Origin of the sequence: Rhizobium sp. RU20A (assembly GCF_900155885.1) — a bacterium.
Lineage (GTDB): Bacteria > Pseudomonadota > Alphaproteobacteria > Rhizobiales > Rhizobiaceae > RU20A.
The window spans coordinates 589,248-613,140 of record NZ_FTMB01000001.1 but is presented as its reverse complement, the minus strand read 5'-3'; the positions used below and the strand labels follow the sequence as shown (position 1 = coordinate 613,140).

19 protein-coding genes are annotated in these 23,893 nt (G+C 61.5%); 10 read left to right on the top strand and 9 right to left on the bottom strand.

Annotation, left to right across the window (positions count from 1 at the left end; translation table 11 throughout):
* Nucleotides 1–22 precede the first annotated feature (22 nt).
* The 3 genes from F3H41_RS03020 to F3H41_RS03010 all read left to right on the top strand — a co-directional run bounded on the left by F3H41_RS03020 (nucleotide 23) and on the right by F3H41_RS03010 (nucleotide 2,510).
* Nucleotides 23–598: a hypothetical protein gene (locus F3H41_RS03020; RefSeq protein ID WP_149737075.1), complete on the top strand. Its 576-nt coding sequence runs from the start codon at nucleotides 23–25 to the stop codon at nucleotides 596–598.
* A 179-nt stretch (nucleotides 599–777) separates the two neighbouring features.
* A complete protein-coding gene (grxD, locus tag F3H41_RS03015; protein ID WP_149737074.1) occupies nucleotides 778–1,113 on the top strand; it encodes a Grx4 family monothiol glutaredoxin in 336 nt (111 codons plus the stop codon).
* 191 nt (nucleotides 1,114–1,304) lie between these two features.
* Nucleotides 1,305–2,510 carry a multidrug effflux MFS transporter gene (locus F3H41_RS03010; protein ID WP_149738188.1) on the top strand — a complete coding sequence of 402 codons (1,206 nt, stop codon included), beginning with the start codon at nucleotides 1,305–1,307 and terminating at the stop codon, nucleotides 2,508–2,510.
* Between the two features lie 79 nt (nucleotides 2,511–2,589).
* On the opposite strand, the gene F3H41_RS03005 is transcribed toward F3H41_RS03010, so the two are convergent.
* The 4 genes from F3H41_RS03005 to rpsD form a co-directional block, all read right to left on the bottom strand.
* Nucleotides 2,590–3,414, bottom strand: a complete 825-nt coding sequence (locus tag F3H41_RS03005; RefSeq protein WP_149737073.1) for an inositol monophosphatase family protein — start codon at nucleotides 3,412–3,414, stop codon at nucleotides 2,590–2,592.
* Nucleotides 3,411–4,253, bottom strand: coding sequence for a tRNA 2-thiocytidine(32) synthetase TtcA (gene ttcA / locus F3H41_RS03000; RefSeq protein WP_348532485.1), 843 nt, complete (start codon nucleotides 4,251–4,253; stop codon nucleotides 3,411–3,413). The genes F3H41_RS03005 and ttcA overlap by 4 nt, the downstream gene beginning before the upstream one ends.
* 162 nt (nucleotides 4,254–4,415) lie before the next feature.
* A complete protein-coding gene (locus tag F3H41_RS02995) occupies nucleotides 4,416–5,366 on the bottom strand; it encodes a glutaminase (RefSeq protein ID WP_149737072.1) in 951 nt (316 codons plus the stop codon).
* A gap of 120 nt (nucleotides 5,367–5,486) precedes the next feature.
* Nucleotides 5,487–6,104 (bottom strand): 30S ribosomal protein S4, encoded by a 618-nt coding sequence (gene rpsD / locus F3H41_RS02990; RefSeq protein WP_149737071.1) that lies wholly within the window; start codon nucleotides 6,102–6,104, stop codon nucleotides 5,487–5,489.
* A gap of 691 nt (nucleotides 6,105–6,795) precedes the next feature.
* Here rpsD and F3H41_RS02985 point away from each other — a divergent pair.
* The gene (locus tag F3H41_RS02985) at nucleotides 6,796–7,362 is read left to right on the top strand and encodes a DUF6680 family protein (RefSeq protein WP_149737070.1); all 567 of its coding nucleotides are present in this window, start codon (nucleotides 6,796–6,798) and stop codon (nucleotides 7,360–7,362) included.
* A 2-nt stretch (nucleotides 7,363–7,364) separates the two neighbouring features.
* Here the strand turns inward: F3H41_RS02985 and F3H41_RS02980 are convergent, their stop codons facing one another.
* From F3H41_RS02980 to F3H41_RS02965, 4 genes are all read right to left on the bottom strand, one after another.
* Nucleotides 7,365–8,867 carry an ATP-binding protein gene (locus F3H41_RS02980; protein ID WP_149737069.1) on the bottom strand — a complete coding sequence of 501 codons (1,503 nt, stop codon included), beginning with the start codon at nucleotides 8,865–8,867 and terminating at the stop codon, nucleotides 7,365–7,367.
* A gap of 124 nt (nucleotides 8,868–8,991) precedes the next feature.
* Nucleotides 8,992–9,807 carry a glutamate racemase gene (murI, locus tag F3H41_RS02975; protein ID WP_149737068.1) on the bottom strand — a complete coding sequence of 272 codons (816 nt, stop codon included), beginning with the start codon at nucleotides 9,805–9,807 and terminating at the stop codon, nucleotides 8,992–8,994.
* Nucleotides 9,800–10,648: an RNA methyltransferase gene (locus F3H41_RS02970; RefSeq protein ID WP_149737067.1), complete on the bottom strand. Its 849-nt coding sequence runs from the start codon at nucleotides 10,646–10,648 to the stop codon at nucleotides 9,800–9,802. The genes murI and F3H41_RS02970 overlap by 8 nt, the downstream gene beginning before the upstream one ends.
* A gap of 158 nt (nucleotides 10,649–10,806) precedes the next feature.
* Entirely contained in the window at nucleotides 10,807–11,373 is a 567-nt protein-coding gene (locus F3H41_RS02965; RefSeq protein WP_188129323.1) for a hypothetical protein, read from the bottom strand.
* Between the two features lie 320 nt (nucleotides 11,374–11,693).
* On the opposite strand from F3H41_RS02965, the gene F3H41_RS02960 reads away from it, so the two are divergent.
* The 6 genes from F3H41_RS02960 (at nucleotide 11,694) to F3H41_RS02935 (ending at nucleotide 22,538) form a co-directional block, all read left to right on the top strand.
* Entirely contained in the window at nucleotides 11,694–12,908 is a 1,215-nt protein-coding gene (locus tag F3H41_RS02960; protein WP_149737066.1) for an NADP-dependent isocitrate dehydrogenase, read from the top strand.
* A 688-nt stretch (nucleotides 12,909–13,596) separates the two neighbouring features.
* Complete coding sequence (locus F3H41_RS02955) at nucleotides 13,597–17,424, top strand: vitamin B12-dependent ribonucleotide reductase (protein WP_149737065.1); 3,828 nt, start codon at nucleotides 13,597–13,599, stop codon at nucleotides 17,422–17,424.
* 174 nt (nucleotides 17,425–17,598) lie between these two features.
* Nucleotides 17,599–19,101: an SAVED domain-containing protein gene (locus F3H41_RS02950; protein WP_149737064.1), complete on the top strand. Its 1,503-nt coding sequence runs from the start codon at nucleotides 17,599–17,601 to the stop codon at nucleotides 19,099–19,101.
* Between the two features lie 2 nt (nucleotides 19,102–19,103).
* Nucleotides 19,104–20,243, top strand: a complete 1,140-nt coding sequence (locus F3H41_RS02945) for a hypothetical protein (RefSeq protein WP_149737063.1) — start codon at nucleotides 19,104–19,106, stop codon at nucleotides 20,241–20,243.
* Nucleotides 20,240–22,033 (top strand): ThiF family adenylyltransferase, encoded by a 1,794-nt coding sequence (locus F3H41_RS02940; RefSeq protein WP_244616056.1) that lies wholly within the window; start codon nucleotides 20,240–20,242, stop codon nucleotides 22,031–22,033. The genes F3H41_RS02945 and F3H41_RS02940 overlap by 4 nt, the downstream gene beginning before the upstream one ends.
* Entirely contained in the window at nucleotides 22,026–22,538 is a 513-nt protein-coding gene (locus tag F3H41_RS02935) for a Mov34/MPN/PAD-1 family protein (RefSeq protein WP_149737062.1), read from the top strand. The genes F3H41_RS02940 and F3H41_RS02935 overlap by 8 nt, the downstream gene beginning before the upstream one ends.
* Before the next feature lie 107 nt (nucleotides 22,539–22,645).
* Here F3H41_RS02935 and F3H41_RS02930 read toward each other — a convergent pair whose 3' ends face one another.
* Nucleotides 22,646–23,869: a restriction endonuclease gene (locus F3H41_RS02930; protein ID WP_210246638.1), complete on the bottom strand. Its 1,224-nt coding sequence runs from the start codon at nucleotides 23,867–23,869 to the stop codon at nucleotides 22,646–22,648.
* Between the last annotated feature and the right edge of the window lie 24 nt (nucleotides 23,870–23,893).

Here is a 23,893-nt window from a genome sequence, read left to right as displayed (position 1 = left end):
CGCCGGACACCGAGGACTCCCCATGCGCAATCGCCTTGCCGCCGTGTTCACCGGTTTCGTGACGGGTGCTTGCCTGACGGCAGCGGCGTTCGATCCAGCACGCGCGGAGGAAACCGCGCAGGATTGCCCGCGCAATGCGCGCTACGTCGTGGTGGCCGAGGCACATGCCGAGGCACCGGGCGAGCGGTTCGCTGTCTTCCGCATCGGCAAGTCGCGTGAATTTACGCCCTGCCGTTTCGATGCGGCACGCGCGAGTTTCATCGTCGGCAAACCTGGCGACCCGCTGTGGTATTCGGCCCTGAAGGACAATCTCCTGATCATGACACGCTCGACGGGACCGGACGGTGACCTTGTCGTCGTGGACCTCGATCGCGACGGCAAGACGGTTCTGGATGTACCCGCCAACAGCTTCGATGTCGGAGAAACAAGCCTGACCTATCGCGAGCGGACCGGCGTGGGCAGCGCCGCCACTTGCCCGGAATTTGCCGAGCATCAGGCCAATGGCTTCGGCTCGGCGCTGACCGTCGAAAAGACGCTCGACCTCAGGACTTTCGCGACTACTGAGACCGGCCGTACCGGCTGCGAGGCGACGCAGTAGCAGGTTCTGAAAAGCATGCCGACCGAACCGAACGTTTCGGCGAGGTCTTTTCATCCTTCCGTCCCCTTGCTATCTAAGAGGCAGAAGGCGCTTTTCCCGGCGGATTCGAACCGGCGAAGCGTATAGACACAACAGCCAAATCAGCGGCCCTTGAAGCCGCTTGCAAGAGGACGACGGGTATGAGCGGCATTCACGATTTCATCGACAACGAAGTCAAAACCAACGACATCGTGCTTTTCATGAAGGGCACGCCGCAGTTCCCGCAGTGTGGTTTCTCCGGCCAGGTCGTCCAGATCCTCGATTACCTCGGCGTTGACTACAAGGGCATCAACGTGCTCGCCGACATGGACCTGCGCCAGGGCATCAAGGATTACGCCAACTGGCCGACTATTCCGCAGCTTTACGTCAAGGGCGAGTTCCTGGGCGGCTGCGATATCGTACGCGAGATGTTCCAGGCCGGCGAGCTTCAACAACATCTCGAGGAACAGGGCATCGCCGTCAAGGGCGCTGCCTGATCCCCTGATCCGATAGGGCCGGTGCGCTCCCGCGGCGGCCGATCATCTTAGGACATTCTCATAAGCCCGAGCCGCAGCCTGCGGCTGGTGGGCCTTTTCGTTTTTCTTGCAGGCGCGCCGTTTGGGTCGCCTGAACACCGGATTTTCTCATGACGGATCTGTCACCCGAGGCCAAAGCCCGCCTGAAGGGCATGGGCAAGGTCGAATTCATTGCCCTGATGGCGCTTCTGATGGCGCTGAATGCGCTGGCCATCGACATCATGCTGCCGGGTCTTCAGGACATCGGCCGGTCGCTTGGCGTTGTCGATGAGAATCACAGCCAGTACGTGATTTCCGCCTATCTCATCGGCTTTGCGGTCTCGCAACTCTTCTACGGTCCCCTGTCGGACCGTTTTGGCCGGCGCGCGCCGATGTTCGTCGGCTTCGCGATCTACATCGTCTCGGCCTTCATGGCGCTCCTCGTGCCGAGCTTCACCGCGCTTCTCATCCTGCGTTTCGTGCAGGGTATCGGCTCGGCCGCGATGCGCGTCATCACCATCTCCATCGTGCGCGACGTCTTTGGCGGACGCGCCATGGGCGAGGTCATGTCGCTGATCATGATGGTCTTCATGATCGTGCCCATCCTTGCGCCCGGCACGGGGCAGATCATCATGCTCTTTGGCAACTGGCACCTGATCTTCGTGTTCATGGGTCTGATCGCCATGGTCATCGTCACCTGGTTCTACCTGCGCCTGCCGGAAACGCTGGCGCCGGAGGATGTCCGTCCCTTCACGGTCGCCTCGATCCTCGATGGTTTCCGTATCGTTCTGACCAACCGCATCGCGCTGTTCTACACGCTGTCGAGCACCTTCATCTTCGGTGCGCTGTTCGGCTTCATCAATTCGGCGCAGCAGATCTATGTCGGCATCTATGAGCTCGGCGCCTGGTTCCCGGTCGCCTTCGCGGCGGTGGCGGCCTTCATGTCGTCAGCCTCCTTCATCAATGCGCGGCTCGTCGGTCGCTACGGCATGCGGGTTCTCTCGCACGGCGCGCTGATCGGTTTCCTTGCCGTCAACGCATTGTGGCTGGTGCTGGAGATCCTGTGGGCGGGTCACCTGCCCTTCCCGCTCTTCCTCGGCCTTTTCGCCATCGCGATGTTCCAGTTCGGTTGGATCGGCTCCAACTTCAACTCGCTCGCCATGGAGCCACTCGGCCATGTCGCCGGCACGGCCTCCTCCGTCCTCGGCTTCATGGGCACCGCCGGCGGCACGGTGATCGGCGCGGTGATCGGCCAGGCCTTCAACGGCACGGCGCTGCCGATGGTCATCGGCTTCTTCACGGTCTCGGTCATCGGCTTCTTCTTCGTACTGATCGCCGAGAAGGGAAAGCTGTTCAAGTCGCAGAACAAGCCGGCCTGACAGCCGAAGCTGTTCCGAAATGCACAAGGCCCGGTTTGCTTGCGCAGACCGGGCCTTTTCAGTTTCAGGAGAGAGTGACTCAGAAGGTGAAGACTTCGCGGCGCAGCAGGTCCCAGCTCGGCTTGTCCACCGCCACCAGCAGGCCGCCGTCGACATGGCCCGGGCGATAGGCGGAGCCGTCGAGGCGCGCGACATGGGCGCCAGCTTCCTCGCAGATGATGGCACCGACGAGGTGATCCCAGGGCATCAGCTTCTGGTACATGAGGTAATGGAAATAGCCGCCGGCCATGGTGCGGTATTCATGGGCCGCATTGCGGTAGCTGGCGGCAATGCGAACCTTGGCGAGGTTGGTCATCAGGCCGACGCGTTCTTCCTGCTTGGCAAAGCTCGTGGACGCGCAGCCGACCATGTCGCCGAGGTCAACCGGTGCTGCGACCGCAAGCTTGGTCTGCGAGCCATCCGCCTTGCAGAGCCAGGCGCCCGCGCCGCGCTCGGCGATCACCCAGTCATTGCCCATGGGGTCGTAGATGATGCCGGCGGTCACCTCACCTTTCACCACGACGCTTGCCATGACGCCATAGGCCGGAATGCCGGCCGCGAAATTGAAGGTGCCGTCGATGGGATCGACGACGACGGCCAGTTCCGCGCCTTCAAGCGTGTCGAGCAGCGCCGGTTCGGCGGCGACGCTTTCCTCTCCGATGAAGAGTGCGGTCGGCGCAATCTCGGCGACGCGGGCCTTGATGAGCCGCTCGGCCGCCTCGTCGGCTTCCGTGACGAGGTCGATGGCCTCGCTCTTTTCGCGCACGTCACCGTCGCCCAGATTGCGGAAGCGCGGCAGGATTTCCTTCACCGCCGCCTCCTGGAGGATATTGGCGAGGTCGGCAATGTCGATGGACGCGGTCATGAACGGGTCTCCGGTGTGAGGGCCTTGAAGTCGAAAAGCCTGGGGTCCAGCAGATGCGAGGGATTGGCGTGGCCGAGCGCCCGCAGCATCGTATCCTTGCGGCCGGGCATGCGGCGCTCGATATCGGCCAGCATCGCCTTCATCGCATTGCGTTCCAACCCATCCTGCGAGCCGCAGAGATCGCAGGGGATGATGGGGAACTGCATGGCACCAGCGAATTTTGCCAGATCGTCTTCCGCCGCATAGGCCAGCGGGCGCAGCAGCGTCAGGTCACCCTCGTCATTGAGGAGCTTGGCCGGCATGGCCGCCAGCCGCCCGCCGTGGAAGAAGTTCATGAAGAAGGTTTCGAGGATGTCCTCGCGGTGATGGCCGAGCACCAGCGCATCGCAGCCCTCCTCGCGGGCGACGCGATAGAGGTTGCCACGACGCAGGCGCGAACAGAGCGCGCAATAGGTCGCGCCCTCCGGCACCTTTTCCTTCACGATGGAGTAGGTGTCGCGATACTCGATACGGTGCTTGATGCCGATCGACGTGAGGTACTCCGGCAGCACGTGCTTGGGGAAATTTGGCTGCCCCTGATCGAGATTGCAGGCGACGAGTTCCACCGGCAGCAGGCCGCGCCATTGCAGATCGAGGAGGATCGCGAGCAACGAATAGCTGTCCTTGCCACCGGAGACGCCGACCAGCCAGCGCTTCGTGCCGTTGAGCATGCCGAAATCCTCGATCGCCTGACGGGTCTGGCGCAGCAGCCGCTTGCGCAGCTTGTTGAAGGAGACGGAGGAGGGCATGCCGGTGAAGATGGCGGGGCCGCCGGCGATGTCGTCGCCAGGGCTTTCCACCGGCTCGGTGGCGTCAGTGTGGGTCGTGATATCCATCATGGCATCCCTCGGCTCGGCGCCGCTGGTCCTGCAAAAGAGGAGCGCTCAGGACTTGCCCGCCCCTCTGGCAAAGATCAAGTACAAATGTCGAATGTCAGGCGTTTGACGGCCGACGGCGGATGATCAACCGGCAAAGACCGACCATCCGGTGCGGTTGGCGAGCTTTTCGAGCGCCAGCGATCCGAGCAGCGAATTGCCGTTTTCATTGAGGCCCGGCGACCAGACGGCGATCGAGGCCTTGCCGGGCGCGACCGCGAGAATGCCGCCACCGACGCCGCTCTTGCCGGGCAGGCCGACGTGATAGGCGAAATCGCCGGAGCCATCATAGTGCCCGCAGGTCAGCATCAACGCGTTGATGCGCTTGGCGCGCTGGCGCGAGACCACCGAATGTCCCGTGAGCGGGCTCGTACCGCCATTGGCGAGGAACAGGCCGGCGCGGGCGAGCTGGATGCAGCTCATGGCGATGGCGCACTGGTGGAAATAGGCGCCGAGAACATGCTCAGCCGGATGATCGAGCTTGCCGAAGGACCGCATGAAATTGGCAAGCGCGACGTTTCGAAAACCGGTCGCGGCTTCCGACTGCGCCACATCGCGGTCGATGACGATCTCGTCGTCATTGGCGAGATAGCGCAGGAAGCGCAGGATTTCACCGATCAGCTCCTTCGGCGTGTGGCCGGCAAGGATGAGATCGGTAATGGCGATGGCGCCGGCATTGATGAAGGGGTTGCGCGGCTTGCCCTGCTCCGCCTCGAGCTGGACGATGGAGTTGAAGGCCGAGCCGGAGGGCTCGCGGCCGACGCGCCGCCAGATCGATTCGCCGTGCTTGCCAAGCGCCAGCGTCAACGTGAAGGCCTTGGAAATGCTCTGGATGGAAAAGGGAACGGCTGCATCGCCGGCGCTGTGGACGGTGCCATCGACCGTTACCACGGCAAGGCCGAATTGTTTGGGATCGACGCGCGCCAGTTGCGGGATGTAGTCCGCCACCTTGCCCTCACCGATCCGCGGCTTCATGTCCTCGTAGATCCCGGCCACGATGGCCGCGAGATCGATCGACGTCGCCTGTTTATCGTTCATTCCCGGTCCCCGTCAGAGCGCGCGCCAGCCTTTGGCGCGTTCCGGCATCCTCCCCTGCCGAAAATGAAAAAGCCGCCCGTTTCTGGGCGGCTTTTCCGAATTTTGCAAGGATCGAACCGATCAACGCGAATAGAATTCGACGACCAGGTTCGGTTCCATGATGACCGGGTACGGAACGTCCGACAGGGTCGGAACGCGCACATAGGTGGCGACCATCTTGTTGTGATCGACGTCGATGTAATCGGGAACGTCACGCTCGGTCAGCTGGACGGCTTCGAGAACCGTGACGAGCTGCTTGGACTTCTGGCGGACTTCGATGACATCGCCAGCGGCGCAACGGTAGGAACCGATGTTGACGCGAACGCCGTTCACCGTGACGTGGCCGTGGTTGACGAACTGACGGGCAGCCCAGACGGTCGGCACGAACTTGGCGCGGTAGACGATGGCGTCGAGGCGCGATTCCAGCAGGCCGATCAGGTTTTCGCCCGTGTCACCCTTGCGGCGGTTGGCTTCTTCATAGATGGCGCGGAACTGCTTCTCGCGGATGTCGCCGTAGTAGCCCTTCAGCTTCTGCTTGGCGCGCAGCTGCACGCCGAAGTCGGAAAGCTTGGACTTGCGGCGCTGGCCGTGCTGGCCCGGGCCGTATTCGCGGCGGTTGACCGGGGACTTCGGACGGCCCCAGATGTTTTCGCCCATGCGGCGGTCAATTTTGTACTTGGACGATTCGCGCTTGCTCATCGTATTTCCTTTCAACAGGTTCCACCGGCCTGTTGCCAGGCCGGATCGAGGAAACACGCCCTCCTCTGAAATCCGCCTTGAGGCGGCTCTGACAGGTTTCTCACGGAAAGCACCGGAGAAGCCACGGGACATGTCAATGAAAACACCGGGCGTTACCACCCGGTGCTCGCGGGGTCTTTAGGGGAGCGTCATGGAATTGTCAACGACTATAAGCCAAATCAAACAAAACGAGAACCCTCTTCCAATTTCAAGTAGATTCTTGTTTAAAAGATAAAACGCGCGATCAAAAATCCAGTAATTATTGGTAATATCCGACGCATCGGGGAGCATTGATTATGACATCTGACAAAGTCTTTGAGGGCTTTTATACGGCCTATCTAACTGGAATTGCAGGACAGTCGGTGGGGATATTCGTGTTCAGCAACGGACGAATAGTGGGCGCCGACGCAGGAGGTGGATGCTACGATGGGGAATTTAGTCTGTCAGGTGATGGCTCTACAATTTTGGCGGATGTCAAATTCACAATGAAGAAGGGGGGCGCGCTTATTACGGGAGCGTCTTCGGATACTACCAACGATATGATTCCCATCAAACTAAGCCTGCCATGCTTTATACATTCCAATCAGGTCCATAGATTGGAAACGCCGATAGGGCCGATTAACGCCAAATTCGAAAAAATTCGAGGCATGTAATGCAAGCAACTTTTTTGAGTGAAATGCGTTGGATGGACTTAATAAATTTGATTGCGATCGTTGTCGGCCCAATTCTTGCTGTTGGCGTCGACAGGTTTAGACAGTCACGTTCTGACGACTACAACCGGAGAATCGGGATATTTAGATCTTTAATGCGTACGAGGCGGTTACGCTTAGATCCGGAGCACGTGGGCGCTATTAATTTGATCGATCTTGAATTTTACGGGCGTCCGAAGGTACTGACCGCGTTTAGTTCCTACATGGACCATTTGTCTTCGCCCGTGCCCACTACTGAACAAGGTAGCGAACGTTTTCTTGATCAACGAGATGACCTGCTTATCAAGTTGCTGGCAGAAATGGGAGACGACTTAGGTTTGAAATTCGATAAACATGACTTGAAGAAATTGTCATACGGGCCAATTGGTTGGGAAACTGAGCAAGGGACACAAAAGCAAAACATGGTCTACTTCAATGAATTACTTTCTGGCAAACGCGCTTTGCCCGTAACTTACATGCATCAGCCTCCGGAAGCGAATCCGTTTCCACCTCCGCCAAACATGAATTGATCCTACTCCGCCGCCGCCCGAAGGTCTTCGCCCGCATTCGCGTCACCCGGTGCCGTTTCCGTGCCGAGGTCGGGGAAGGCGACGATGCGGCGGCCGGCGAGATCGGCGTGGACGACGATGAGGCCGCGTTCCTCGAAATAGCCGAGGAGACGGCGGGCGCGGCGGGCCGAATGGGTGCCGTAGGCGCGGGCAAGCATGAGGTCGGACGGGCATGGCAGGGCGCGCAGAGCGGCTTGCGCGACGAGCAGGAAGACGCCCTGCAGATCTTCCGAGACGCCGCGCGACAGATCGAGCGCCTTGGCCCAGCCTTCGCCGGCTGCCGTCCCGGCATCGACGCCGGAGCGGGCGATCGCCATCTTGCGGCGGAAGGCTGAAAGCGTCGGTGCGACGCCCGGCACGCGGCGGATGCGGCAGCGCACGAGGAAGTCCTGGAAGAGTTCGGAATCGGGACGGTAGGCCGATTGCGGGTTGTCCAGGATTTCCGCGATCAGGCTGTCGAGGATTGCTTCGCGCTCCCCCTCGTCCATCTCGGTGACGGCCGGCCTTGACTCGACGGCGGGCATCGGCGGCGGCGCCTTGGAGAGTTCGGCGAGAATGTCGGTGGCCGGACGGGGCGCGGCCGTGACACGGCGCGGCAGCGGGCGCAGCAACTCTTCCGGGTCCGGCGTGAAGATGATGTCTTCGAGATCGCGGCCCGCTTCCGGCAGCGGCATCAGTTTCGGGCTGGTGGAGCGCGCGGAGGTCTCGACGGTTCCGATCGTGACCGGCAGCGGGCGGCGCGAGAGCGCGGGCCCGAGCGCCACGAAGGAGCCGCGCTTCAGATCCCGAAACATTTCGGCCGTACGGCGGTCCATGCCGAGCAGGTCGGCGGCACGCATCATATCGATGTCGAGAAAGGTGCGCCCCATCAGGAAGTTGGACGCTTCGGCCGCAACGTTCTTGGCGAGCTTGGCGAGGCGCTGGGTGGCGATGACGCCGGCAAGGCCGCGTTTACGGCCGCGGCACATGAGGTTTGTCATGGCGCCAAGCGAGAGTTTGCGCGCCTCTTCCGAGACGTCGCCGCCGACGGAGGGCGCAAAGAGCTGCGCTTCGTCCACGACGACGAGCACCGGATACCAGAATTCACGGTCTGCATCGAAGAGGGCGTTGAGAAAGATGCCGGCATTGCGCATCTGGTCGTCGATATCGAGGCCTTCCAGCGAGAGCACGCAGGAGGCGCGGTGCTGGCGGATGCGGGTGGCGATGCCGATCAGTTCGGCCTCGCTGCGTTCCCCTTCAACCACCACATGGCCGAACTTGTCGGAGAGCGTGACGAAGTCGCCCTCCGGGTCGATGACGACCTGCTGGACCCAAGGGGCGGATTGCTCGAGAAGGCGGCGCAGCAGATGCGACTTTCCCGAGCCCGAATTGCCCTGCACCAGAAGACGCGTGGCAAGCAGCTCCTCGATATCGAGCTTGGCCGCTGCCCCGTCGGACGTCTGGCCCATGTCGATGCCGACCTTCATCGCTGTCCTCGTCATTTGTCGAAAGATGATTCGCCCGGTCCGCTTCCGGGCGACGGAGAGCCCTAGCACGATCGAGCCGCTCTATCCGAGCGCGTTTCAGCCACAACCCACAGGCTTCTCGCCCTCAGCCTCCCGAGATAGTCTTCAGACCAAAGCCCTGCATCAGGCGGCGGGTGGCGAAATCCGGCCTGCCGGAGGTGAAGACGGCGATGTCCTCGCCGGATGGTTCAGCGGCATCGGGAAGCGCGGGCGTGAGGCGCCGGGCCTGCCGGGCGATGGCTTCGGCGGGGTCCAACCAGTCGACCGGCCAGGGCGCGAGGCGGCGGAAGACATTGGCCATCAAGGGATAATGGGTGCAGGCGAGCACGACGATATCGGTCTTGCGGCCATTCTTCTCGACAAAGCAGGGCGCGATTTCCGCCATCACCGCGTCGTCTGAAACGCTTTCGCCGCGAATATAGGCCTCCGAGAGCCGCGCGAGTTGTGGCGAGCCGACGAGGTTCACCTCGCATTGCGTGGCGAAGGACTGGATGAGATCACGCGTATAGGCCCGCTTCACCGTGCCGGGCGTCGCCAGCACCGTCACGAGACCGGATCGGCTGCGTTCGGCAGCGGGCTTGATGGCGGGGACTGTGCCGACGAAGGGCATGGCGGGAAAGGCGGCGCGCAGTTGCGTTCCGACCAGCGTGAAGGCCGTGTTGCAGGCGATGACGGTAATTTCGGGCTCGAAGCGCGTCAGCAGCGCGCCGAAGAGATCAAGCACATGGGCCGACAGGGCCGGCTCGCTCCAGGGGCCGTAGGGAAAGGCCGCGTCGTCGGCCACATAGATGAAACGACGTTCCGGGATAAGCACGCGTGCCTCGCGCAGCACGGTGAGACCGCCGATGCCGCTGTCGAAGACGAGAATGGGGCGTGCGCCCTCGCCTGCCGCTTCAGCCATCGGCGCCGCTCTCCTGCTCCTCCGGGATTGCGCGGCGGCGGCGGGATGGCTCGTCCGGTGCGCCGGAACCGCGAGGCGCATCGCGGCGGAAACGGTCGAGACAGGCGACGACGCCGCGCAGCACGCGGATTTCGCTGGCGGTGAAGCCCGGCCGCGTCAGCACGCCGCGCAGGCCCTCGATGAGTTTGGGCTTCTTGTCGGCGGGGCGGAAATAGCCGCGCGCGTCGAGTGCCTCTTCCACATGGTCGAAAAGGCCCTGCAGATCGTCCTTGGTGGCCGGCGCCATGGGCAGCGCCTGGAAGGGCGTCGCCTCCAGCGATTCCAGTCCAGTCTTCATCCACTCATAGGACATCAGCAGCACGGCCTGGGCAAGGTTCAGCGAGGCGAAGGCCGGGTTGACCGGGAAGGTGACGATCTCGTCGGCCAGCGCGATTTCCTGGTTGGTGAGGCCGGTGCGCTCACGGCCGAAGAGGATACCGACCTTCTGGCCGGCACGGTGGCGCTCGCGCAACGTCTGGCTGGCGAAGACGGGACTGCGAACCGGCTTGTAGCCGTCGCGGTCGCGCGCCGTCGTGGCGTAGACGAAGGACAGATCGGCGATCGCGGCTTCCGTGGTCTCGTAGACCTTGGCAGCCTCGATCACGTGGTCGGCGCGGCTTGCTGCGGACACGGCCTTTTCGTTCGGCCAGCCATCACGGGGATTGACGAGGCGCAATTCGGCAAGCCCGAAATTCGCCATGGCGCGGGCGACCATGCCAATGTTCTCGCCAAGCTGGGGATGGACGAGAATGATCGCCGGTCCGTCCGCTATCAGTTCACGCTCGCTGTTGGTGCCTGCCATGTCTGTCGTGCTGTCCCCGTCCGGGGCCGGGACGCCATCTGGCTGTCCATCGGCCGCTCTTCCATCCTTAAGCGCGCTCCAGTGGCATAAAGACGGCCAAATGGGAAGGCGATGCCGCTCTTCCCTCCGGTTCCGAGCGCTGCGTCAGCGCGCGCCGCTTATTCGGCGTCCTGCGGAATGATGCCCTGCGGGGTTCCGCCAGCGCCGACCCGAACGATCTCCTTCATTTCGTCCTTCAGGGATTGCGGCCCGTCCAGCATGCGAACGATATCGTCGATGACGGGCTTGCCGCCCTCCTCGATCACTTGAAAATGAACCTCGTTCGGCTTCCAGCCCGGCTCGCGCTCGCCGAAGCAGTGCGTGTTGTCGAAGGTGACGGTGACATCGGTGCGGCCATCCGTGGTCGGGCCCGGCTGGATGGATACATCCTTCAGGTCGCAGCCATCCTGTCCCATGATGATGACATCGTATTCGAAGGGCGTCGTGCCTTCGTCGAAAGCCGGGTATTTCTCGGCTGCCCGGTAATTGGCGGTGAAATCGCGGCTGTAGAGGCGTGCGAGGAAATCATCGTTGAAATAGTCGGTGTCCTCGGGCTTCTGTCCGTCATCGGCGCTCTTCCAGTTCGCCTCGACGGCGGCCATAACCTCCTTGACGGGCGCAATAGGATCGGCCGCGCTCGCGGCGACGGGCAGGAGGAAGAGGAAGGCCGGAATGATCATCCGCATGGGTCGGATCCTTAGACTGGGGTTCATCGGTTTGCCATCTGGCACACCCGGACGGGAGACAGACTCGAAACAGGGCTTCGCGACCATAGCCAGAAGCGACAAAAAACGGCAGGGTTACGGCATGCCGGAGCGATGCGGCCAACCGACCGATTTCGGGCGGGGACGATACCGCTGCCCGCCCTATGGGGTCATCTTCTTCGAAAGTCTGGCGAAACGGGTGGCAAAGCGGCTTTGCCCGCGCGGCGCACGGTGCTATAGGCGCAGCATTCTAGGCTTCCAGATCGGGCCTCCCCGCCCGAACCAACCCCGAAGAGGCACCCATGGCAAAGATCAAGGTCGCGAATCCAGTCGTCGAGCTCGACGGCGACGAGATGACCCGCATCATCTGGCAGTTCATCAAGGACAAGCTGATCCACCCCTATCTCGACGTTGATCTCGAATATTACGACCTCTCGGTCGAGCATCGCGACGCTACCAACGACCAGGTGACGATCGATGCCGCCAACGCGATCAAGAAGCACGGCGTCGGCGTCAAGTGCGCCACGATCACGCCGGACGAAGCCCGCGTCGAGGAATTCAAGCTGAAGAAGATGTGGAAGAGCCCGAACGGCACGATCCGCAACATTCTCGGCGGCGTCATCTTCCGCGAGCCGATCATCTGCAAGAACGTACCGCGCCTCGTTCCCGGCTGGACCAAGCCGATCATCGTCGGCCGCCACGCCTTCGGCGACCAGTACCGTGCCACCGACTTCAAGTTCCCCGGCAAGGGCAAGCTCACCATCAAGTTCGTCGGCGACGACGGCCAGACGATCGAGCATGACGTCTATGACGCGCCGGGCGCCGGCGTTGCCATGGCCATGTACAACCTCGACGAATCGATCCGCGAATTTGCCCGCGCCTCGCTGAACTACGGCCTGCAGCGCAAGGTTCCGGTCTACCTCTCGACCAAGAACACCATCCTCAAGGCCTATGACGGCCGCTTCAAGGACATCTTCCAGGAAGTCTACGACGCCGAGTTCGCCGAGAAGTTCAAGGAAGCCAAGCTCTGGTATGAACACCGCCTGATCGACGACATGGTCGCCTCCGCGCTCAAGTGGTCCGGCGGCTATGTCTGGGCCTGCAAGAACTATGACGGCGACGTACAGTCCGACATCGTGGCCCAGGGCTTCGGCTCGCTCGGCCTGATGACCTCGGTTCTGATGACGCCGGATGGCCAGACCGTGGAAGCGGAAGCCGCGCACGGCACGGTGACGCGCCACTACCGCCAGCACCAGAAGGGCGAGGAAACCTCGACCAATTCGATCGCCTCGATCTTTGCCTGGACGCGTGGCCTCGCCCACCGCGCCAAGCTCGACAACAATGCGGACCTCGCCAAGTTCTCCGAGACGCTGGAACGGGTCTGCATCGAGACCGTCGAATCAGGCTTCATGACCAAGGACCTCGCGCTCCTCATCGGTCCGGACCAGCCGTGGCTCTCCACCACCGGCTTCCTCGACAAGATCGACGAGAACCTCCAGAAGGCCATGGCCGCCTGATCCTGAGGTTCCATCAGAACCGCTACAAACCTTTGCAAAGCCCGGCCCCGCGCCGGGTTTTGTCGTTTCGCGCCCCCGCGTTTGACGCGCGAATCGTCCGGCTGCCAGAAGCGGCGCGCCGCTGCCATAGCAAAGTCTCGCAGGCCCGCTTCTTCTGCCCGTTTTTACCCACGATTTTTCACAGCGTGCCGAAACGGCGCAAGACGGCTTCTGAAGGTGCCAAGCGAAGTGTCTGATTTTGCTGTCTTCGCAGCCTGTCCCCGTTTTCCACAGGCTGGACCCACTACATCTAGCGTTCACAAATCCGACAAGAACCAGCCCTTGACGATCCGTGTTCACCTGTCGTTAATGACGATGCGTTGCGGCGGCGGCGAGACCAGAATGTCACGAGGCTGGTCTTCCTTCTGAAAAATCGTCGATTGCAGACCCCCGATCGGTCGTTATCAAGGCCGATTTCGGGAAAACTGTGGGCGAGCGATTTTTTGTCTGGCGCAAACGTCTTCTGGCTGGTTGAAAGGGCGTATTAACGCTATATTTAGCGCCCAAGACCATCCTAGCCACTATATACAGAATTCGCCAGTTGGCGTGTTCGACCATGGCAGGTTTCAGCGGCCAGGAGGGACCTCCGGCCGAACGGGCATTCTTTGCCTGCACCCAAGAGCAGGCAGGACGAGAGAGGACAGGGCATATGAAAATCGAGCGGCGCTTTACCAAGCCGGGCCAGTCGGCCTATGCGGAGATCGAATTCCGCAAGGCCACCAGCGAAATCCGCAATCCGGACGGCTCCATCGTCTTCCGCGCCGCCGATATCGACGTGCCCGCGCAGTTCAGTCAGGTCGCGACCGACGTTCTCGCCCAGAAGTATTTCCGCAAGGCCGGCGTCCCCAAGGCGCTGAAGCGCGTCGAGGAAAACGACGTGCCCTCCTTCCTGTGGCGCTCCGTTGCCGACGAGGCCGCGCTGGCTGACCTTCCCGAGGGCGAACGCACCGGCTCCGAGAGCGATGCCCGTCAGGTCTTCGATCGTCTTGCCGGCACCTGGACCTACTGGGGCTGGAAGGGCGGCTATTTCGCCTCAGAAGAGGACGCGTCCGCCTTCCGCGACGAGCTCGCCTACATGCTCGCCACCCAGCGCGTCGCGCCGAATTCGCCGCAGTGGTTCAACACCGGCCTGCACTGGGCCTATGGCATTGACGGTCCCGGCCAGGGCCATTTCTACGTCGATCCCTTCACGGGCAAGCTGACGCAGTCTGCCTCTGCCTATGAACATCCGCAGCCGCATGCCTGCTTCATCCAGTCGGTTCAGGACGACCTCGTCAATGAGGGCGGCATCATGGACCTGTGGGTGCGCGAAGCGCGCCTCTTCAAGTACGGCTCGGGCACGGGTTCGAACTTCTCCTACCTGCGCGGCGAAGGCGAGAAGCTTTCGGGCGGCGGCCGTTCCTCCGGCCTCATGTCCTTCCTGAAGATCGGCGACCGCGCGGCCGGCGCCATCAAGTCTGGCGGCACGACGCGCCGCGCGGCCAAGATGGTCGTGGTCGACATCGACCATCCCGATATCGAGGACTACATCAACTGGAAGGTGAAGGAGGAGCAGAAGGTTGCTGCCCTCGTCACCGGTTCGAAGATCGTCGCCAAGCATCTGAAGGCGATCATGAAGGCCTGCGTCAACTGCACGGCCGACAACGACGCCTGCTTCGATCCCAATGAGAACCCGGCCCTGAAGCGTGAAATCCGCGCCGCCAAGAAAGATCAGGTTCCGGAAAACTACGTCAAGCGCGTCATCCAGTTCGCCAAGCAGGGTTACCGCGACATCGAGTTCAAGACCTACGACACGGACTGGGATTCGGAAGCCTACCTCACCGTCTCCGGCCAGAACTCGAACAACTCCGTCTCGATCAAGGATGACTTCCTGCGCGCCGTAGAAGCCGATGCCGACTGGAACCTCACCGCCCGCAAGGACGGCAAGGTGATGAAGACGCTGAAGGCCCGCGACCTCTGGGAATCGATTGCCCATGCCGCCTGGGCATCGGCCGATCCGGGCCTGCACTTCAACACGACGATGAACGACTGGCACACCTGCCCGGCGGCCGGCCCGATCCGCGCCTCCAATCCGTGCTCGGAATACATGTTCCTCGACGACACCGCCTGCAACCTTGCCTCGCTGAACCTGCTTCAGTTCAAGGATGCCGCCACGAAGCGGGTCAATATCGGCGACTACGAGCATGCCGTGCGCCTGTGGACGATCGTGCTCGAAATCTCCGTCATGATGGCGCAGTTCCCGTCGAAGGAAATCGCCGAACTCTCCTATGAATACCGCACGCTCGGCCTCGGCTATGCCAATATCGGCGGCCTCCTGATGTCGTCCGGCATTCCCTATGACAGCGCCGAAGGCCGCGCCATTGCCGGCAGCCTGACCGCGATCATGACGGGTGTCGCCTATGCGACCTCGGCGGAAATCGCCGGCGAACTCGGTCCCTTCCCGCAGTTTGCGCCGAACCGTGACAACATGCTGCGTGTCATCCGCAACCATCGCCGCGCCGCGCACGGCCAGACGAGCGGCTATGAGGGCCTCTCCGTCAATCCGGTGGCGCTCGTCCATGGTGATTGCCCGGATCAGGATCTCGTCGCCCATGCCACGGCCGCCTGGGACAAGGCGCTGGAACTTGGCGAAAAGCACGGCTACCGCAATGCCCAGACGACAGTGATCGCGCCGACCGGCACGATCGGTCTTGTGATGGACTGCGACACGACCGGCATCGAGCCCGATTTCGCGCTCGTCAAGTTCAAGAAGCTGGCCGGTGGCGGCTACTTCAAGATCATCAACGCGGCCGTTCCGGAAGCGCTGCGCACGCTCGGCTATTCGGAAAGCCAGATCGCCGAGATCGACGCCTATGCGGTCGGCCACGGCAACCTCAACCAGGCGCCGGCCATCAACCCGTCGACGCTGAAGGCCAAGGGCTTCACGAACGAGAAGATCGAAGCCGTCAACGGCGCGCTGAAGGCCGCCTTCGACATCAAGTTCGTCTTCAACCAGTGGACGCTCGGCGCCGACTTCCTGAAGGAGACGCTGAAGGTTTCCGACGAGCAGCTCTCCGACATGTCCTTCAACCTCCTGGAGCATGTCGGCTTCTCGAAGAAGGAGATCGAGGCCGCCAACATCCATGTCTGCGGTGCGATGACGCTCGAAGGCGCGCCGTTCCTGAAGAAAGAACATCTGCCGGTCTTCGATTGCGCCAACCCCTGCGGCAAGATCGGCAAGCGCTACCTCTCGGTCGAAAGCCACATCCGCATGATGGCGGCGGCCCAGCCCTTCATCTCGGGCGCCATCTCCAAGACGATCAACATGCCGAACGAGGCGACCGTCGAGGATTGCAAGAACGCCTATATGCTCTCCTGGCAGCTGGCGCTGAAGGCCAACGCGCTCTACCGCGACGGCTCGAAGCTGTCCCAGCCGCTCAACGCCTCGCTGGTCGAGGATGAAGAGGACGAGGATGCCGTCGAGGAACTGATGCAGGCCCCTGCCGCGGCCCAGGCCGTGACGGTGACCGAAAAGATCGTCGAGCGCATCATCGAGCGTGTCGTGCGCGAGCGCGAAAAGCTGCCGAACCGCCGCCAGGGCTACACCCAGAAGGCCGTTGTCGGCGGTCACAAGGTCTATCTGCGCACCGGCGAATTCGGCGACGGCCGCCTTGGCGAGATCTTCATCGACATGCACAAGGAAGGCGCCGCCTTCCGTGCGATGATGAACAACTTCGCCATCGCGATCTCGCTCGGCCTGCAGTACGGCGTGCCGCTCGAGGAGTTCGTGGAGGCCTTCACCTTCACCAAGTTCGAGCCGGCCGGCATGGTGCAGGGCAACGACGCGATCAAGAATGCGACGTCGATCCTCGACTACGTGTTCCGCGAACTCGCCGTCTCCTATCTCGGCCGCCACGACCTTGCCCATGTCGACCAGTCGGATTTCTCGAACACCGCGCTCGGCAAGGGCATCCAGGAAGGCAAGACCAATCCCTTTTCCACAGGCTGGACGCGTGGCCACAAGCCGACGCTGATCCAGGGCGGCCAGACCGAGCGCTCCTCGATCGACCGTTCGCTCGGTGAAGCCAAGGGATCGGCCACCGCCATGCCGTCCAAGGGCTCCTCGGTCAGCAACATCTCCGCCTTCGCCGGCTCCGCCGCGCGCAAGCTGGAGACGACGGTTGCGATCTCCACCTCGGAAGTCGTGTCCTTCAAGCGTGACTATGAAGAGCGCGCCGTCGAGTTCGCCGAGGAAATGGCCGAGGAGGTCGCCACCGAAGCCGACCAGGCCGTGACGGCCCTCTTCTCCGACAAGGCCGAAGCGGAAGCCGCCGCGGCCAAGGCGGAAGCCAAGCGGATCGAGAACGAACGGCGCATGCGCTCGATCGCCCAGGGCTACACCGGCAACATGTGCTCGGAATGCCAGAACTTCACCATGGTGCGCAACGGCACCTGCGAGAAGTGCGACACCTGCGGTGCGACGAGCGGGTGCAGCTAAGAGCTGCGCAGATCTAGGCGGCCAATAGGTTTGTCCCACGGCCATTGAGTTTGTCCCAAAATGGGCTCTGCTCAGGAAACGCCTCGTACTCTACTCTGATCTTCCCGGATACTTCGGTATCCGGGAAATGCCTCAAGGAACAAAACAGGAATCAACTACGGCAGGTGAAAGGGCATGGCAGACGCGGTAATTGCAAATTGGGACGGGCACGATTACCAAGCCCGCTTCTTCTGGATCCACGCTTCAGGCCTGCGAGATCCCGAGAAGCCCTACATCGTGGAGGTCTCCTATGAAGCTGACGGCCCCAAAGGCTTCGACGATGTTGTGGTGCGCTACAGCCCCGGCCAGGCTGGCCGCCGTTCGTTTAAGGTCGAGACGGCTCATCACCAGGTGAAGTTCCATGTTAACCAAGCGGGTCGTTTTGGGTTCACTGATCTGATTGAGCCGGAATTTATCGGTGCCACATCTTTTTCGATTCTTCAGCGACTCAAAGATGCTGTCCAGAAGGCCCCACCCCGGTCGACGTTCACGTTGGTCACGACGGATCGCGTTCGTGATGACGATCCTCTCTCGAAGCTTCTTAAGACCGCCGACAAATCTCTCGACGTTGAGAAACTCGCCGTTGGCAAGACCGAGCGGAGCGAGATGGGTGAGGTTCGAGCGCTCTGGAGAACGCATCTAAATCTCGAGACCGACGAAGAGCTATTCGCCATTCTCGACACCTTCCATATCATGGAGGGCTATCACTCTTTGCAGGACATGCGGGAGAACGTAGATCTGCGCTTCCAGGTCGTGGGCCTTGCCAGCGGAGGGAACAGCCTCGAGTTCAAGTTCGACGGCGCGGCTCGGGCCCTGAAGGCCACCGAACGCAACGTTCTGACCCGGGAAGCATTCGAGGAGCTTTGCCTCGAACAGGGATGGATCAAGTCGACCCAGACAGAGGATCGGAAGAACATATCCATCCGCTCCTTTGGAGACGGGCCGACCGACTATCTTGATGCGGCTCCGGATAACACGCTGTCACTCCTTCATCTGTTCGATGTCCGGCATCTTCAGGCGGGCGCTGACTGGGACACGGATGTCCGCCCGGCGATCGAGGACTTCCTGACCCGGGTGCGCCAGACCGACAAGGACATCCGGCTTTTCCTGGACAGCCATTCGTCGATCGCGTTCCTCGCGGGCGCGATGCTCGGCTTCAAGACCACCACACATGTGGAGCTGAACCAGAAGGGTCGAGGAGCGACCTCGATCTGGCGGTCGGACGACGGCAAGACCGGGCAGCCGGCAGCCACCAATGTAACGACGGTCGGCGACGGTGACGACATAGCCATCGTGGTGAGCCTCACCAGGGATGCCTTCGACGATGTTCAGGATTATCTGAAGCGAAGTGTTCCAAGCGTAGGACGGATCCTTCACATCGTCGCCGCGAATGGCCCGAGTCCGAAATCGCTGGCGGGTGGTGAGCATGCTGCCGACCTCGCCGATCAGGTGGCGGCTGCATTGAAGTCCCTTCGGCCAGCCTTCGGGGTCAGACGGCACTTCTTCATCTCCGCTCCGAACGCCTTCACCTTCTTCATGGGCCAGCACCGGGATTCGATGGGGCCTGTCACCTTGTACGAATTCGACTTCAAGGGTGCAGTGGACGGAAGCTACCACCCCTCTTTCAGGATTGGCTGAGTATGGAACTGAAATCTCAATTCGACGCGTTCCTGCGCGAGATTCGACCGACGGACCGGCAGAAGGAAGATTGGAGGACAGGATCAAACACGCTTCGGTCTCGGCTTGCCGAGGACAAGGTGTTGTCTCCGATCGTCGTCGCCACCTTCCTTCAGGGCAGTGTCCGCCGTTCGACCGCGATCCGCCCGACCGGGGACAAGCGGCCTGACGTGGATGTCGTTGTCGTGACCGACATCGACTATCACAAGACAACGCCGCAGCAGGCGATGGACAAGTTCATCCCCTTCCTCGAGCGCCACTATCCGGGCAAATGGCGGCCGCAGGGCCGCTCCTTTGGCATCGAGATGTCCTACGTGGATATCGATCTGGTCATCACCGCGCTTCCGACAGATCCCGCTTCGCGCCAGGCGATGGAGCGCTTGTATCGGTCGAATTCGGTGCTCACGACCAACACGCTCGAAGACGATATGACATGGCGACTGAACGAGCGCTGGCAACCCACCCCGTTCGGCCGGCAGCCGCTGCAGCTTGATGACGAGCCGTCAGGAAAGTGGCGGCCGAATCCACTATTCCTACCGGACCGGGACGCTGGCGACTGGGGGCGAACGCATCCCCTCGCCCAGATCCAATGGACTGCCGCGAAGAACCGGGCTTGCACCGGCCACTATGTCAATCTTGTAAGGGCAACGAAGTGGTGGCGACAACAGAACGTTGCTTCCTTGCCCAACTATCCGAAAGGGTATCCTCTCGAGCACATGATCGGGCACGTCTTGAACGACGGCACGGCCTCGATGGCTTCCGGCTTCGTCCAGATCATGGAGACGATGCGCGAGACATGGCGCTACAACGCGGCCCTGGGAAGCGTTCCGGTGCTCGCCGATCATGGTGTTCCCGAGCACAACGTGCTCAAGCGGCTTTCGGTGGAAGACTTCCAGTCCTTCTACACGGCAATATCAACGACCGCGGATCGTGCACGCGAGGCGCTGGAATCGGATGACGCTCAGAAGAGTGGCGAGCTGTGGCAGAAGCTTTTCGGAGCGAAATTCCCGCTGCCGGGGCCGAATGGCGGAGACCGCAAACCGCGCTTCTTCATTCAACCAACCCAGCCTGCCGAGCCCAGAAGGACTGATCGATTCGCGTGAGGCAACAGTCGTCGTCGTTCGTACCTGAAATTCTTGCGTCTGCCGCTGCCGAGATTGCCAACCGCCCTAGGATTCTTTCCGTCGGGAGCTGGAAATCAATGCGCGATGGCCAATGGTCGTTGCCGTTCCGAGCATCTCTATCGGAACCTGCGACGGCTTCCATCCCTGAAGAGACCGAGTGGTATCTTGTGTTCGAGGCGGCGAATTCCTCGGTCACAATCTTCCCTGCAAAGTCCGGCGGCATCACCTCGACCTTCCAACATCAGAGCTTCAACGACAGTGGCCCCGCAGATATCCCGTGGCGCGCGGGCAATCCCTGCCTTCACCGTCAAGCAGCCGCTTTTGGCAGGGTCTCCTGGAACGGACAGCCTGAAGCGATCGAAGAGAAAATCGTTTGGTATGTCGAGCGCCTCCTGTTGTGGATAGACGCTGCTGCCGTGAATGAGCTAGTGGTTCCCGGAGAACCGTTCGAGTTGCCCTCCGGGCCGGGACAGGCCAGCTTCCCGGTGATCGGGTTCGTCGGGACCGAGGACGACCTCTCCTTCTGGCCCTTGCACATGGGGAAATGGGGATGGGCGGACCTCGCGAAGATCCCGAGGGCCGTGGAGACGTATGCGGTCAAAGTCTTTCGCGATCGCAGTCTGAATGAGATATTTCCGGTCACGTGGGGATCCTTCGTGTCGTCGGCCGAATCGACCGCGACGGCGCTGTGGATCGCGCTCGACCGCCTTCCAGTCCGTGCTCCATGGGAACTTCCGCGAACGTGGGCGGCGCTGTCCAAATGCCTCGCTGACGCTGGCGTCGATTTGCCAAGCATCCTCGAACATGCTGGGGCTGACCGGCGCCGCGCCGACAGGAACAGCAGTGTTCTGACCTTGCTTCTCGGCTTTTCTGTTTCCGGGATACTCGGCGAAGCCCCGAAGCGCTTCCACTGGATTGCCCTGAGCGGTCTCGAATTATGCGGGCGGGAGACCCGGAAGGATGGATTTCGGCCACTCGAAAGCGCACGGCAGCTCATAGACCGCGCACGCGCTAAGTCGGGTGCCACGCTTAATTGGCTCCGTTCGGTAAACTGGGAGCCTGACGAATTGAGGACGCGCTCGGGGACGGGCGACAGGCTCCCCCATCGGAGCGTGCTGCTCATCGGAGCTGGATCGCTTGGGAGCGCCGTCGCCGAGAACTTGGTTCGCATGGGTGTCGCGGACATGGGAATCCTTGATCCGGATCGCCTGGATGTTGGGAACCTGACGCGGCATGCTCTCGGTATCGACGCTGTCGGCCACAACAAGGCCAACGCTCTTGCGAGCGCGCTGAACATGATCATGCCCGATGCCACCGTCATCGGCTTGCCTTCAAGCTTTCCGCCGTCAGAGATTTCGGTTGCGGACAGGATCCGATCCTTCGATGTCATTGTGGACTGCACGGGTGCCGACGCGGTCCTGGATTCGATGGCGGAATTCGACTGGGGCGGCGAAAAAGTCTTCGTCAGTCTCGCCATGACATGGCGCGCGGAAGGCCTGCTTGTTTACACCGCATCGGAAACGGCTTTCCCGACAATTGACGCGAAGGAGAGCTTTCTGGAATTCGACATCCCTCCAACGGATCTTGAAGATGCACGGATGGAGGGAATCGGTTGTTGGCACCCGGTATTTCCCGCGACCGCTGCCGATGTCAGGCTGTGGAGCGCGATCGGCTCGAAGGCCGTTCTGAGAGCAATCGAATCGCCAGGAAGACGACGCGAGTATTTCCGCCAGTCGCCGCTCGGAACGGTGGAGAAAGTCGATGATTGAGGAGATTGCCGCGACGTTCGAACATCTGGCGGCGGGCGTGGTCGTCAAGCTCACTGAGCCAGCCCTTGCAATCATCGCGCGGCAGGCGCTGGATTCAAAGCGAGACGAGACCGGCGGCATCCTGATCGGACGCTATCAGGATGATGGCTACACAGCTCTCGTGACTAGCGCGACGGCGCGGCCGAACGACTCCATCTCCGGCAGGACGTGGTTTCAACGAGGCGTAAGGGGGCTGAAGGAACTGCTTCGCGATCGGTGGCGGCGGGGAGAGTACTATCTAGGGGAATGGCATTCTCATCCAGACGGATCCCCCGAACCTAGCGGAAATGATTTCCGAGAGATGAGATCCATCTCCATCGATAGCAGCTACCGCTGTAACAGGCCGCTCCTGATCATCGCAGGTACATCAGCCGGGTCGATCGAATTATCCGTCAGCGTGATCGACAGCGGGAGGCTCGTGCGGCTCCAACGTTCAAAGACAACAAGCACTGCCGCGGCCACCTAAGGAGCCGCTAACATCATCGGACGTAAGAGTCACGGCTCTCTTTATCCCGAAAAAGAATAATAGTTTCCGGCGACCTTCTCAAATCGAGCGCAACATCCCGTGCGACTCTAATCCACATAGTCGAAGAGCATCGGCTCGCCGTTCCAGGGGTAGAACAGATGCCTTCCGTCCCAGTAAGTCACCTCTCGATCCCTTACGTTTCGCCTTGCGCGCCATACCAGTTCACCAGTCAGGCGCCCGATCGTGGATCCATCAAGCAATGGGACCTCGGTTCCGCGCTGTCCAAATCCATCGTGGCTCACCGTTGCTCCTGAAAGCCCCATCAGGAGCGCAGCGTGTTTCGTCTCTTTTACGACTAGGGCGAATTCGTTCATCGTGGTGTTGTATCCGGAGCGGGCACGCACGATCCGAGGGTCCCGCTTCTGTGCGACCTCGTAGATCAGCTTCTCCACGGCCCCCTTGGAGACGAGCGTCGACTTGTCCAAAACCACCCCGTTCGCCGCCTGCGCGCACCAGGCGACGATATCGTTGCGCTCGGCAAGAAAGAGAGGCCTTTCAATGCGAGCGGTGAACCTTCTGGCGACTGGGAGATAGCTCGAGGTCGTGACGAACAGAGCCCTGTCGGCCCGCTCTGCGTCGGCCACCCCTTGCAGGGCGGCCACCTCGGTGAGATTTACCTTGTTCCCCTGAGCATACCGCTTGGCTTGAACGACCGTCAGGACATCGCCAATAGGATCCCGCTGCCACAGCCTAAGGTCGACTCCGTCATCGCCGCTTCCTGGTCCGAGCTCCGCCTTGAATCCTTGATTCTGGAAGATCCGAAACAACAGCACTTCGAAGTCCCGCCAATGAAGGCGGTGCAAGTCCTCCGGACGATTCGCGAAGTGAGCGTAGAGCTCCTCGTAAACGTCGGACGTGTCCTCCTCGATCAGGCTGCAGACCCATTGCCAGTGGAAGTAGGACTGAAACCTCGCTGAGAGTGCCCCGCCCTCCTCCGGATAGATGGCTACGGTTGCACCGTCTCGGTTCTCGTACCAGTATCCCATATCCTCAAGGAGGCGAGAGAAGCCGTTTTCAAGTTCTCCGCCGTAGTACCCCTCGAACATGTTGTGGAGGTCGCCACCTACGATCAGGAGGGTGACCACCGGGGGGTCGCCAGGTTCGCTGTCCACGTGCTTCAAGTAATCCGTGAAACCGCAGTCGAACCAAAGGTCGTGCTGTTCTGCCCACGCCTGAATGGCTCCTCGCACGCGCTGTATCTCGCCTTCAAGTTCCTCGTCACGCCATCGACCACCTGCCATCGGTAAAGCCTTCTTCCTTGCATCGGACACGCCGACCATTCCTTCATTGAAGGA